The organism is Bacillus sp. FSL K6-1560 (assembly GCF_038592935.1).
Classification (GTDB): Bacteria; Bacillota; Bacilli; order Bacillales; family Bacillaceae; genus Bacillus; species Bacillus subtilis.
The window spans coordinates 733,024-745,828 of sequence record NZ_CP151946.1 but is presented as its reverse complement, the minus strand read 5'-3'; the positions used below and the strand labels follow the sequence as shown (position 1 = coordinate 745,828).

General features: G+C 44.2%; 11 protein-coding genes and 1 riboswitch. Of the genes, 5 read left to right on the top strand and 6 right to left on the bottom strand.

Features of this window, described 5'->3' with window-relative positions:
• Nucleotides 1-152: 152 nt before the first annotated feature.
• Both NYE22_RS03885 and sspJ read right to left on the bottom strand, forming a co-directional pair.
• Nucleotides 153-1,562: an amino acid permease gene (locus NYE22_RS03885; RefSeq protein WP_021480593.1), complete on the bottom strand. Its 1,410-nt coding sequence runs from the start codon at nt 1,560-1,562 to the stop codon at nt 153-155.
• Nucleotides 1,563-1,665: 103 nt separating this feature from the next.
• A riboswitch (Lysine riboswitch) is annotated at nt 1,666-1,845 on the bottom strand.
• A gap of 116 nt (nt 1,846-1,961) precedes the next feature.
• Nucleotides 1,962-2,102, bottom strand: a complete 141-nt coding sequence (gene sspJ / locus NYE22_RS03880) for a small acid-soluble spore protein SspJ (protein WP_003221612.1) — start codon at nt 2,100-2,102, stop codon at nt 1,962-1,964.
• 166 nt (nt 2,103-2,268) lie between these two features.
• Here sspJ and NYE22_RS03875 point away from each other — a divergent pair, with 166 nt between their 5' ends.
• The gene (locus NYE22_RS03875) at nt 2,269-2,751 is read left to right on the top strand and encodes a metal-dependent hydrolase (RefSeq protein ID WP_003228444.1); all 483 of its coding nucleotides are present in this window, start codon (nt 2,269-2,271) and stop codon (nt 2,749-2,751) included.
• 79 nt (nt 2,752-2,830) lie between these two features.
• Nucleotides 2,831-4,684 carry an LTA synthase family protein gene (locus tag NYE22_RS03870; RefSeq protein ID WP_021480594.1) on the top strand — a complete coding sequence of 618 codons (1,854 nt, stop codon included), beginning with the start codon at nt 2,831-2,833 and terminating at the stop codon, nt 4,682-4,684.
• Between the two features lie 27 nt (nt 4,685-4,711).
• On the opposite strand, the gene NYE22_RS03865 is transcribed toward NYE22_RS03870, so the two are convergent.
• Entirely contained in the window at nt 4,712-5,638 is a 927-nt protein-coding gene (locus NYE22_RS03865; protein WP_124047933.1) for a substrate-binding domain-containing protein, read from the bottom strand.
• A gap of 110 nt (nt 5,639-5,748) precedes the next feature.
• On the opposite strand from NYE22_RS03865, the gene modA reads away from it, so the two are divergent.
• Nucleotides 5,749-6,531 carry a molybdate ABC transporter substrate-binding protein gene (gene modA, locus NYE22_RS03860; RefSeq protein ID WP_021480596.1) on the top strand — a complete coding sequence of 261 codons (783 nt, stop codon included), beginning with the start codon at nt 5,749-5,751 and terminating at the stop codon, nt 6,529-6,531.
• Complete coding sequence (gene modB / locus NYE22_RS03855) at nt 6,503-7,195, top strand: molybdate ABC transporter permease subunit (protein ID WP_124047932.1); 693 nt, start codon at nt 6,503-6,505, stop codon at nt 7,193-7,195. Before modA ends, modB begins: the two co-directional genes overlap by 29 nt.
• 30 nt (nt 7,196-7,225) lie before the next feature.
• Here modB and pgoN read toward each other — a convergent pair whose 3' ends face one another.
• A complete protein-coding gene (gene pgoN / locus NYE22_RS03850; RefSeq protein ID WP_015483687.1) occupies nt 7,226-8,056 on the bottom strand; it encodes a glyoxal/methylglyoxal reductase in 831 nt (276 codons plus the stop codon).
• A 222-nt stretch (nt 8,057-8,278) separates the two neighbouring features.
• Between pgoN and yvgO the strand changes: the two genes are divergently transcribed.
• Nucleotides 8,279-8,764 carry a stress response protein YvgO gene (yvgO, locus tag NYE22_RS03845; protein WP_032726846.1) on the top strand — a complete coding sequence of 162 codons (486 nt, stop codon included), beginning with the start codon at nt 8,279-8,281 and terminating at the stop codon, nt 8,762-8,764.
• A 43-nt stretch (nt 8,765-8,807) separates the two neighbouring features.
• Here yvgO and NYE22_RS03840 read toward each other — a convergent pair whose 3' ends face one another.
• Both NYE22_RS03840 and cysI read right to left on the bottom strand, forming a co-directional pair.
• A complete protein-coding gene (locus NYE22_RS03840) occupies nt 8,808-10,820 on the bottom strand; it encodes a Na+/H+ antiporter (protein WP_015714699.1) in 2,013 nt (670 codons plus the stop codon).
• Between the two features lie 254 nt (nt 10,821-11,074).
• The gene (gene cysI, locus NYE22_RS03835) at nt 11,075-12,790 is read right to left on the bottom strand and encodes an assimilatory sulfite reductase (NADPH) hemoprotein subunit (RefSeq protein ID WP_249852296.1); all 1,716 of its coding nucleotides are present in this window, start codon (nt 12,788-12,790) and stop codon (nt 11,075-11,077) included.
• Nucleotides 12,791-12,805: the final 15 nt, after the last annotated feature.

Here is a 12,805-nt window from a genome sequence, read left to right as displayed (position 1 = left end):
GCCATTCATATTAAGCTGCATCCTCAACACGATCAGTTTTTTTATGCTGGAGAGACTGAAAAACGTTTTTTGCATATTTAACGAACGGATTCCTAACAGGAGAAATTGTGATTTTATAAAAAAGACACCTGAGCAAATCAGGTGTCTTTTCATTATGCTTGTTTTTCTTTCTGGAACTTTTTACTCACAAATGGATAAACGATTAAGCCGACAAAGAATAAACCGATGCCGAGGATAAATGTCGTTAAATCTGCTGTGCCTGTTACGATAACAAACACGGAGTATGCACACGCCAGTATCGCGATCAATCCGTCTCTTACACGGGAGCCTTTCAGCTGGTCATACGTTTCACCTTTGATGACTACCTTCAAGCTGTAGATTGCAGATACCAGATACGGAATTAAATATGCGAGTGTAGCTGCTGTCGTTAAAAATGTAAATGCGTCACTTATTGTCCGGGAAATAACCGAGAAAATGAAGACCTGTGACATGACGTTTGTAATAATGAGTGCAATGACCGGACTTCCCTTTTTATTTGTTTTTGCAAAAAATGCCGGAAAATCTCCTGCTTTAGCGGCTTGGTATGGCACCTCAGAGCCGAGCAAAATCCAGCCAAGCATCGTTCCGAATAAACAAAGGATAGCCAAAAGCGCCATAATCACGCTTCCCGCGTTTCCAACAATCGCATAGAGTACATCAACAAATGGTTTTTCAGAGCCGACAAGCTTATCATGCGGCAGAACACCCATCGTAATTAAAGTCACAATAATATATATGCTCAAGGCAATCAGCAAGCCGGTAATTGTCGCACGTTTCACATCACGCTGAGAGCGCGCACGGCCGGACAGGATCACCGCGGATTCAATTCCGACAAACGCCCACAGTGTAGAAATCGCGGCGTTATGAACCTGGCCGCCAATTCCAATGCTTGTGCCGTTTTCTCCTTGAACCGGGAAATAAAAATGACCGAATAATGTCGTTTGAAACACAAATAAACCGGCAACGATAAAGAAGACAAAACCTAATACTTTAGAAAGCGTTGTGACAAAGTTTAATTTACTTGCGCCGTTAATGCTGGCAACAAGAATCGCGTGCGTTCCCCATAACAAGATCGTACATACGGCAAACGTCAGTAATTGGCCGAGTGTCACCTCTTGCCCGCCGATCGAAAACATCTCACGTTTATCAACCAAGATCGGGAAGAACGAAGTCAAGTAACCGGCGAGACTTGTGATGATCGCCACGTTACTGATCCAGCTCGCCACCCAGTAGCCCCACACCATTGTGAAACCGGCAGCGTTGCCTTTTTTCGGGTCAGAAAACAGCGCTCTTGCATAACTTTGCGGTCCCGCTGTCAGTTCAGGCTTGCGAATGGACAAATGTCCGAACACAAGTGCAATCATCAGCACGCCGGCACCTGTCAAAAGCCAGGCGGACGTAGCTCCAAACGGACTCGCAATTGAAGCAAGCGAGCTCGGCAAGGAGAAAATTCCTGATCCAACCATATTTCCAACGACAAACGCCGTTAATAACCAAAAACCCCATTTTTTTGTCTGTTCCATTCCAGTACCTCCATGATTCTTTGTACGGACCAGACCCCGAGATCATATAAACGCAAAAAAAGCCTGAACAAAAGTCCATGCTTAAAGAAACACACACCCTTGATCTCCGGATAGCCCTCCGCGAAAAAGCACGCGGCAGTCCTGCACTTATTCAGATACAGTCCCAGCATAGAGAAGGATCGGCTTTCTCCACACTTCGGCGCTGATGCCTTTTACACATGTTTAACAGCTCCTGTCAGCCTGGCATGTGTGACTTATCATCCGCGCAACCTCTACCTCACTGAGAAAGAGTGAGGATTTAATTATTCAGTTACTCCCAGAAGGTTATCAAAGAAAGGATGATCTGTCAAAGGGAACAGATGGAAAATACGGATAGAGCCAAGCTCTATCCGCATGTGGTTATCGATTATTTTTCTTTTTTTGCACAGCTTCTTGAAGCGGATCATCTTTTAGAGCTGAACCAGCATCTTCAAGAGCTCCTTGGATTACGTTTTTTTCTTTTTCGGAACGTTTTCCTTTATCTTTATTAAAGAAACCCATTCGTATCACCTCTTTTAAAAAATAGGTACATGTTTAAGATACCTCTTTCCTGAAAAATTATGCGGGATATTTTTTATCGTCCAAAGTCCTGTTGATCAAACATACATTCTCTTGATATATTTGTAATTCAGAGATTTTTTGCAAAAGATAAAAGGAGAAGCGGCAAATGACAGGAAAAACACACATCATGGGAGGCATCGCTTCTTGTACGGCAGCGGCTTATTATTATGGATTTGATCCAGTGCTTATGGCTGCATCAGGCGCGGTTGGAGCATTAATACCCGATATCTGCCACACACAAAGCAAAATCGGGAGAAAATTTCCTATTTTATCGAAAGTGGTCAGCTCCGTTTTTGGCCATCGTACATTTACACACAGCTTGCTGTTTATGCTCATCATGTTTTTTATCACTTCTACATACATTCCAGATAAAAACATATCAGCCGGCCTGATGATCGGAATGGCGAGCCACTTGATTCTTGACGCTTGGACGGTGAACGGAATCAAATTATTATTCCCTTCAACGATCCGCGTTCGGCTTCCATTATATATGAAGACAGGCAGTTTTTCTGAGCAGCTCGTGCTAGCCGGCCTGACCCTTGCTTCATGTTACTACTTTTATATGCTGTTTCATGGGCGCATGTTTTAAACATGAGTGCTGAGATTAGTAGGTTTTACTTAAGAAGCATTTCATGCAGATGATCAAGAAAACGTGAGGAGTCATATTGATGAAAGGAACCTTTTTTCACAATCAGCGGTTTTTATGTTTTTCGATCTTATTTATGTGGATCAAAACGTATGTGATATATAAACTCGGCTTTGATTTGCAAATCGATACTCTGTTGGAGGAGCTAATGCTGCTGGTCAACCCGCTCAGCTTTATTCTTCCTTTATTCGGGATCGGCCTGCTTCTGAAAGGAAACAAGCAGCGGGCTTTTTTGCTGATTGCCAATTTGGTTCTGACTGTTATCTTGATCTCTAATACGATTTTTTACGGCTTTTATATCGATTTTATTACCATTCCGGTTTTATTTCAGGCGAGCAACATGAGCGATATGGGAAGCAGTGTAAAAGAATTGTTCCATCCTCTGTTTATCGCCCTGTTTGTGGATTTGGTTTGTCTGCTGCTGTTCGCCAGAAAAACCAAACACCCACAGACAAAAGCCGCTCCCCGCACGATCAAACGGTACTATGCAGCTTCCTGCGGCATGCTTTTATGCACACTGGCACTTGCAGAAGTACAGCAGCCGAAGCTTTTGGCACATTCTTTTGACCGGGAAATGCTAGTCAAAAGCATCGGTCTGTTTCAGTTCCATATTTACGATACAATTTCTCAGACTGTTAATATCAGCGCGAAAGCTTTTGCCGATGAAGACAGTATAACTGCCATTAAAAACTACACAGAGGCTGATTACAGCAAGCCTGATCAAAGCAAATTCGGTCTTGCAAAGGGGCGCAATGTCATCTTTGTAACACTTGAATCGACCCAAAGCTTTGTTCTGAATGAAAAAGTAAATGGAAAAGAAATTACCCCATTTATGAATGATCTCATTAAAAAAAGCTATTCCTTTGATCATTTCTATCAGCAAACAGAACAAGGCAAAACATCAGATTCAGAATTTATCGTCGCTAACTCACTGTATCCTTCCCTTAGCGGCGCCGTCTTTTTCACGAAAAGCGACCATCAATTTCATACGATGTATAAATCGCTGAAGCAGCACGATTATTATTCAGCCGTCTTTCATGCTAACCATAAAACATTTTGGAACAGAGATGTCATGTACGATACATTTGGCATTGACCGCTTTTTTGATGTTGATGATTTTCATGTCACTCCCGGGACATCGACAAGCTGGGGTTTAAAAGACAAAGAATTTTTAGAGCAGTCCGCCGAAAAGCTGAAAAGCCTGCCGCAGCCGTTCTACAGCAGTTTTATCACGTTAACGAATCATTTTCCGTTTGAGATTGATGAAAAGGATCAGCTGATAGATGAATTCGATTCAAGCAGTGATCTGTTAAACCGCTATGTGACCACGGTTCGCTATGAGGATGAGGCATTGAAGCATTTTATCAAAAAACTGAAGGACGAAGGCTTATACGAAAATTCGATGATCGTATTTATGGGAGATCATTACGGCATTTCTGAAGCCCATAACGAGGCAATGGCTGAGTTTTTAGGGAAAGACGAAATCACACCATATGACAACGTTCAGCTCCAGCGGGTGCCGTTTATCATACATATCCCGGGAATCACCGATCAAAAGCCGGAAACCATCCCTGATGCCGGGGGACAGGTCGACGTCAGGCCGACGCTGATGCATTTGCTCGGCGTTGAGACAAAAGGCGATATCCAATTCGGCAATGATTTGCTGTCGGGCGACCGCACCCCATTCGCCGTTCTGCGAAACGGCAGCTTTATTACGAACGATTATATATACACAAAGAACACGTGCTATAGCCAAAAAACAGGTAAAGTGCTGGAAGATCAGGATGCGTGCCTCCATTACAAGGAGAAAGCAAACGAAGAACTTTCTCTCTCTGATAAAATTTTAAATGGTGACCTGCTCAGGTTTTCCGAATAAAAAAATCCCTCTATCAAGAGGGATTTTTTACGTTTCCAACATCACCTTGCCAGTCAGCTTCGTTTCATAGCCGTTTAAATGAGACAAATTCGCCTTGTATTCCTCAGAATTCAAAATCTCCTTCACGGCTTTCAGCAGCTGCTCATGTTTTTTCAAAACAACGATATCATATTGTTCGTCGATGAGCGGGATAAAATCAACACTGCCCATATGTGCCGCGTGCTGCGCCCCGATTCCCGCGTCAGCCTGTCCGCTTGAAACTTGTGAAGCGGCAGCGTAATGATCAGTCACGATATCGCTATATCCCACTACATCAGCTGGATTCACACCAAGCAAGCCAAGCTGTTCATCAAGGAGCACCCTTGCGCCAGAACCCTTTTCCCTGTTGATGATCCGGATATCGGCTCTTTTCAAGTCTTTCCAGCCTTGAATGTTTTTCGGATTCCCTTTTTTCACATACAGTCCTGCTTTGCGGAGAACGACATTGAGGAGACAAAACGGTTCACCTGTCAAAATCCGTTTTACATAAGGAGCGTTATACTGGCCCGTTTCAGCATCGTACAAATGGAGGCTGACAATGTCACACTTGCCTTGATACATATCAATCAGGCTGTTTAAGCTTCCTTTGTATTTACGGAGCGGCGTCTCCTGAATGGCATTCTCCAAATGCTTGCTGAGAAGATCCATCGAAATGTCCTGTCCGCTGATCATGACATTCCGTCTGCCGTCCGGCTCAGCCTCCTGCACCTGTTTCGGCGCTTCTGTTGCAGCGATGGGCTGAGACATTCTCATATTCGTTTTATATTGCTTTAAATCTTCTTCATCCACACGCATCTGCCTTCCGACACGATAAGCAGGCAGCACGCCTTTTTTAATCAAATCATAAACGGTCAGCTTTGATACCTTCAGCAGACCTGCAACTTCTTCTATCGTATAGGAAGAGGTTTCATTCATCATCATCACTCTCCTATTTTATTATACCTTCTCGCCGAATGTAAAAAAACCCACATAAACCAAACATAATCAGTTATAATTAGTTATATCTAATGATAAGGGGTGCAATCATGTTTAAGAAGTATTCTATTTTCATCGCAGCCTTAACTGCTTTTCTCCTTGCAGCAGGCTGTTCTTCAAACCAGTCTTCAACGGACAGCGAGAAAAAAGTAACGTTAACCATCTCAGCTGCCGCCAGCGCGCAGGATGCACTTGAGGAAATCCAAAAAAATTATGAAAAAGAGCATCAAAATATTACCATCCAAGATAACTATGGCTCATCCGGCGCCTTGCAAAAACAGATTTCTCAAGGAGCAGGAGCAGATCTGTTCTTCTCAGCTGCTGAGGATAAATTTAAAAAGCTGGTGGATGATGGAGATATCGCAAAAAAAGACAGCACTGATTTAGTCGGTAATGAAATTGTGCTGGTCGTACCGAAAAACGGAGATTCACCTGTGACAAGCTTCAGCAATCTGGCTGAATCAGAAAAAATCGCCCTTGGCACTCCGGAATCCGTACCGGCAGGAGCTTATGGGAAAGAATCACTGACAAAGCTGTCTTTATGGGAAAAAGTGAAGGATAAAATTGTGTATGGAAAAGACGTTCGCCAAGTTCTTTCTTATGTTGAAACCGGCAATGTAGACGCAGGTATTGTTTATAAAACAGATGCCCTGGTCTCGAAAAAGGTCAACATTATTGACGAGGCAGAAGCAGATACACACAGCCCAATTGTCTATCCGTTAGGAATCGTAAAAGATACAAAACACCGTAAGGAAGCGAAGGAATTTTACGAATACCTGCAATCTGATGAAGCAATGAAAGTATTTGAGAAATATGGCTTTACTGCCGAGTAGCATAAGCGCTTCAGAATTTTTCACACCCGTTGCGCTTTCCTTTCAGGTGGCGGCAGTTGCCGGAATTGTTGTCATTATTCTCGGAACACTTGCTGGAGCATGGATGTCACGGGCATCATTTTTCGGAAAAACGGCACTCGAAACATGTTTTATGCTTCCGCTCGTTCTTCCGCCTACTGTTGTCGGTTTTATTTTGATCGTCATTTTCGGAAAGCACAGCTTCATCGGACAAGCCATCGAGTGGATTTTCCAGCAGCCTGTCATTTTCACCTGGTGGGCCGCTGTGATCGCCTCGGCTGTTGTAGCCTTTCCGCTTATGTATCAATCAGCCAAAAACGGATTTGCTGACATTGATCCCGATATACAAGGTGCGGCAATGGTAGACGGCGCTAGCAGATGGAAAGTGTTTATCCATATCTCCGTCCCGCTTGCCTATCCTTCGTTACTGACCGGAAGCATCCTCAGCCTTGCGCGGGCGCTCGGAGAATTTGGCGCAACACTCATGTTTGCAGGAAACATCCCCGGTGTTACGCAAACACTGCCGACGGCGATATATGTCGCATTGGATTCCGGCAACAATACCCTTGCTTGGGCGTGGGTCGTCTGTATTGTTGTCATTTCCTTTTTGATGCTGTTTTTCATTCAACAGAAAAAAACGCACTAAAAAAACTCCCCATAACGGGGAGTTTTTTGATTAAAACAGAAGCTCATCAGGATTTGGGCCGACACGCTCATCTTTATTTAATGCGTCAATTTTGTCCATGTCTTCTTGAGACAATTCGAAATCAAAAATATCAGCGTTTTCGATGATACGGTGTTCTTTAATGGATTTTGGAATGGTTACAACTTCATGCTGCAGATCCCAGCGCAAAATCACTTGAGCCACAGATTTATTGTGTTTTTCAGCAATCTGTGTCAGCACTTCGTTATCCAAAAGCTGTCCCTGCATGAGCGGAGACCACGCTTCCAGCTGAATGCCTTGCGCTTTGCAGTAATCTCTTAATTCTTTTTGCGTCAAACGAGGGTGAAATTCAACTTGGTTCACCATCGGTTTGATTTCAGCATCTTTCAACAGCTCTTCTAAATGATGAACTTGGAAGTTGCTGACGCCGATCGCGCGAATTTTGCCATCTTTGTACAGCTTTTCAAGCGCGCGCCATGTATCTTTATATTTATCTTTGCCAGGCCAATGGATCAAATATAAATCTAAGTAATCAAGCTGTAATCTTTCCAGGCTTTTTTCAAAGGCAGCAAGCGTTGTTTCGTAGCCTTGATCTTCATTCCACACTTTTGATGTGATGAAAAGCTCTTCTCTTGCCACACCGGATTCTTTAATCCCGATGCCAACGCCTTCTTCATTTTTGTAGATCGCTGCTGTATCAATACTGCGATAACCATTTTTAATTGCCGCTTTCACTGATTCAGTCGCTTCATTACCATTTTCTACTTTAAAAACACCCAGACCGAACCAAGGCATTTCAACTCCGTTATGTAACTTTACAGTATCTTTTAAACTTGTTGGCACTTGAACATCCACCCTTTCACTGAAATGTAAGCGTCTATATTATCTCACATTCCTCTCAGCCGATACCAATAATACGCTTAAGACCCTCTTTTTGCTTCTTTTTTCACAGCACAGGCAAATTCAAACACTATTTTTTTCCTATTTTAACAATATTGAGATTACAAATACATTGAGCAGGGTATGCGTGTAGTGTAACCAAATGAAAACAAAGGAGGAAACAACTTGAAACGTATTCGTATCCCAATGACACTTGCTCTTGGTGCCGCTTTGACAATTGCCCCTATGTCCTTTGCTTCCGCTGAAGAAAATCCTGCTCCGAAGATGTCGCAGACAACTACTGCTGGAACAACTGCCGCTGATGTAGGTTTAAACGTCAACCTGGATGTACTTGGAATTGCCAACCAGATCGCTGATGCCATCAAATCCGCACAGAATAGGGATGGCTTTGTGAAAAACCTCATGGAGTCTTCCTTCTACGCGTCCGGCCAAAAATATAACGTCATGGTCTTTAATTTAAGCCAGGAATATGAAGATCATTTGAACGGTGTGCAATTTTACGGCTCAGCCGTTTACGACGGCATTACGTATGGCATTTGGGTATTTGAAGACGGAACCTTTACAAACAAAGGCGATGGCGGCTGGATCAACTGGGCCTTCAGAGGCTGGTTCGACCGGGATGGCAGCACTGTCGCATTTCATCGCCCTTAATATAAAAAAAGCTGGCGCTCTAACGCCAGCTTTTTTGCTGCATTTATTCGCCGCCTTCAAGCATGGCGGCTTCGACATCATTAATGTATTGGCGAAGCTCATGGGAGATGTCCCGGGAAATTTCTCTTTCCTCGAAAAGTGTTTGAATTTCATTTCTGATCGCCTGTACAGCCTTCAGCTTCACTTCCAGCTTCTGATTTTCAAAATGGGCGCTTGATTTCAGCTCATGATGGCTGTGCTCCAGCCTGAAAATTAACTGTTTATAGAATGTAATGACAGATAAAAACACTTCTTTATGCTCTTCCGTCTTGTGTTTTTCCAGATATTCTATCGCTGCTTTTGCCGTTTTCACTCTTGTTGCCCGTATCAATCCCGCTTCATTTAAAATCGACATCTCCGGCTTTTTATGTTCACCGAAGAAAATCCAATACATCAGCCTCTTGAGCCTTGTTTTTGATAATCCGACTTTAAACGGGTTCGCATACAAAATTTCCAACTCGTTAAATCGTTCTTGCAGCACATTTGCTGTTTCTTCCGGGATGTCTCCCCGCTCCAGCATTTTCATCAGCGCCTCTTGCTCTGCCTTAACCCCTTGGGCACGGACTTTACGCTCGTGCTTTTTGATGCGATTAGACGATGTATATTGCTGAAAACGAAGATTTTTCATTTTCTCATTGTATTCAGCTATCACCGCAAGAGAGGCCGTTTTGTTTGTCTCATTCATGTCCTCTTTAATCGTTTGAAGGGCTGTTTTGATCAATTTGCGTCTCGCCGTCAGGAGCTTCTTGTTTCGTTCCTCGTCCTCTTCTTCTTTTTCAGTCAGAATCGGCAGCACAACGGTAGCAATGACAAGCGTGCATAAAATGACGCCGGCTGCTAAAAAGAGAATCAGATTTCTTTCCGGAAACGGCGTGCCGTCCTCCAGGAAATACGGAATGGAAAAAGAACCTGCAAGCGTTACTGCTCCACGCACACCAGAAATCGAAATTAACAGCGTCGAACGAAGACCCGGTTTATAGATGTTCTGATCTTTATTAAAGAACCATTTGCCGTTCCAGAAGAACAGCACCCACAGGAATCTCAGGAGCATTAACGTAAATGTGATGACTAGGATATAGCCGATCACCTTCATGTTGCTGATGGCAGTGTCGTTAAAGATAACAGAAATAACATCAGGGATTTGCGTGCCGAGAATAACGAAGACCAGGCCGTTCAAAATAAATAAAATAATGTTCCACGTACTTGATGAGACAATTTGCAGCTTGATCATCGTTGATTCCAGACGATCCTGTTCAACCGCATGGGTAATACCGCCAGCCACAACAGCTAAAATGCCGGAAACGCCGATTTCTTCAGCTGCCAAATAAATCACAAACGGCGTCAGAATTTGAATCAGCATATGCATCGTGACATCCTGCATGCCAAGGCGGCGCAGAAATAGGCGAAAACGAATAATCAAAAATGAAATGACAACTCCGCACAGCAAGCCTCCGAGAGAAATAAAGACAAAGCTGACAGCCGCTTGTGCTAATGAAAATGCACCAGTCACTGCCGCTGCAATCGCAAACTTAAAGGCCACCAGACCTGATGCGTCATTCATCAGCCCCTCACCTTCCAGCAGGCGAAGAATCCCTTTTGGCATTTTCACTCTTCCTGATAATGCGCTGACAGCGACGACATCAGTCGGTGAAAGAATGGCCGCAAGTCCAAAGGCCGCTGCCAGCGGAATAGCAGGAATCATCCAGTGAATCGTGTAGCCGCCTACAATCACAGTCGCAAATACAAGGCCGAGTGCAAGCAATAAAATCGGAGCCCTTAAATTCCAAAGCTCTGCCCGCGGTGTCCTCTTTCCATCATTAAATAGCAGAGGCGCGATAAACAGAACAAAAAACAATTCGGTATTTAATTCAAAATGAAGACCCTGTGGAAATGAGGCGGCAAGAATCCCAAGAGCCACTTGAATCAGCGGCACCGGAATAAACGGAATAAACCGGTTCACGATATTAGAAATCGCAATAATCGTTAATAATACGAGCACAACTAAAAATATGTCCAAATGCATGACCTCCTTCGTCTGTTGTGTGTCGGCATGATGAGCCAAAAAATCTGTTTGTCTAAAAGCCCTTGAGCTAGGGTGGCCTTGCATACGCTATGTGGTTTCGCAGGAGTTCTCTCCACACTTGTCTTCTTTTATAGTACCCTTTTTAGGGTATTTTTTCTCATGATATGCTCATAGTGAACTTTTTTGCAGCAGAGCAAATTACAGAAAAAAGAGACAGGAAGCTACTCCCTGTCTCTCGTCTTTCTTTCTCAATCATGAAAATTCGTACCGTCAGTTGTTGCTTTAATAATGCCCGCGCGGATGACAAAGTCACCGAAATGCTCGCCTTCTTCACGTTCTTTCGCATAGCGGGAAAGAAGGATGCGCAGCTCGCTTAAAATGTCTGCTTCACCGATGTTTTCACGGTACATTTTGCTTAAACGGCTTCCGTCAAACGCAGCGCCAAGATACATATTATATTTGCCCGGCGCCTTTCCGATAAATCCGATCTCACCGAGTGCATGACGTGCGCAGCCGTTCGGGCATCCTGTCATGCGAATGGTGATTTCCTGATCACGAAGGCCGTTTTCGTCAATAATCTCTTCAATCTTATCTAACAGGGTCGGCAAATAACGTTCTGCTTCAGCCATTGCCAATCCGCAGGTCGGAAGAGCGACGCACGCCATCGAGCTGCGGCGAAGCGCTGAATAGTGCTTGCCGTCAGTTAGTCCGTATTGTTCAATTAAAGCACTGATTTCTTCTTTTTTATCGCTTGAAACGTTCGCAATCATTAAGTTCTGATTGGCTGTCAGCCGGAACTCGCCTGTATGAACTTTGGCAATTTCCCGCAAGCCTGTCATCAGCTTATAATCATCGTAATCCGTTATACGGCCGCCTTCGACAAACAGCGTGAAATGCCATTTATCCCCGATGCCTTCCACCCAGCCATAGCGGTCGCCGTTATGATCGAAATGATAAGGCTTCGCTTCTTCCAGGCTCCAGCCGAGACGGTTTTCCAATTCTTCTTTTACGTTTTCTAAACCTAGGCGGTCAACTGTGTATTTGAACCGCGCATTTTTACGGACAGAACGGTTGCCGTAATCACGCTGAATCGTAATCGTTTTTTCAGCAACGTCATACATTTGATCGGGCCGGCAGAATCCGATGACCTTGGCTAATTGCGGATATGTCGCAGTATCGCCATGCGTCATTCCCATACCGCCGCCGATCGCCACGTTAAAACCGATCAGCTTGCCATCCTCGACAATCGCAATGAATCCGAGATCTTGTGAAAAGACGTCAATATCATTAGACGGCGGAACGGCAATACCGATTTTAAACTTCCGCGGCAGATAGAGCGGTCCGTACATTGGCTCGACTTCTTCCTCCGGCGTGCCGGCAACTCTTTCCTCATCAAGCCAAATTTCATGATAGGCTCTCGTCCGCGGCAGCAGATCATCACTTAACTTTTTAGACCACTCGTATACCTCTGAGTGGATTTCAGATTGATAAGGGTTTGATGCGCACATGACGTTACGGTTTACGTCTCCGCAGGCTGCGATCGTATCCAAAAGTGCTGAGTGGATCGTCTGAATGGTTTTCTTCATGTTCCATTTCAGAATCCCGTGCATTTGGAACGTTTCACGTGTCGTCAATTTTAATGTGCCGTTCCCGTATTTCTGGGACAGGTCATCCATGACAAGCCATTGTTCAGGCGTCGAGACGCCCCCTGGCATACGCACGCGCAGCATAAACTGATATGCGGGCTCAAGTTTCTGCTTTTGGCGTTCATTTCGGAGGTCCCGATCATCCTGCAAATAACTGCCGTGGTGTTTCATCAGGCGGTTATCATCATCCGGAATTCCGGCACTGATTCGATCGAGCATCACTTCTTTCAGCGTGCCGCGCAAATAATCACTTTCTTTTTTAATGCGTTCAACATCACTTGGAGAGCCGTCCGGTGCTTTTAGAATTTTGGTCACCATGTTGAAAAACTCCTT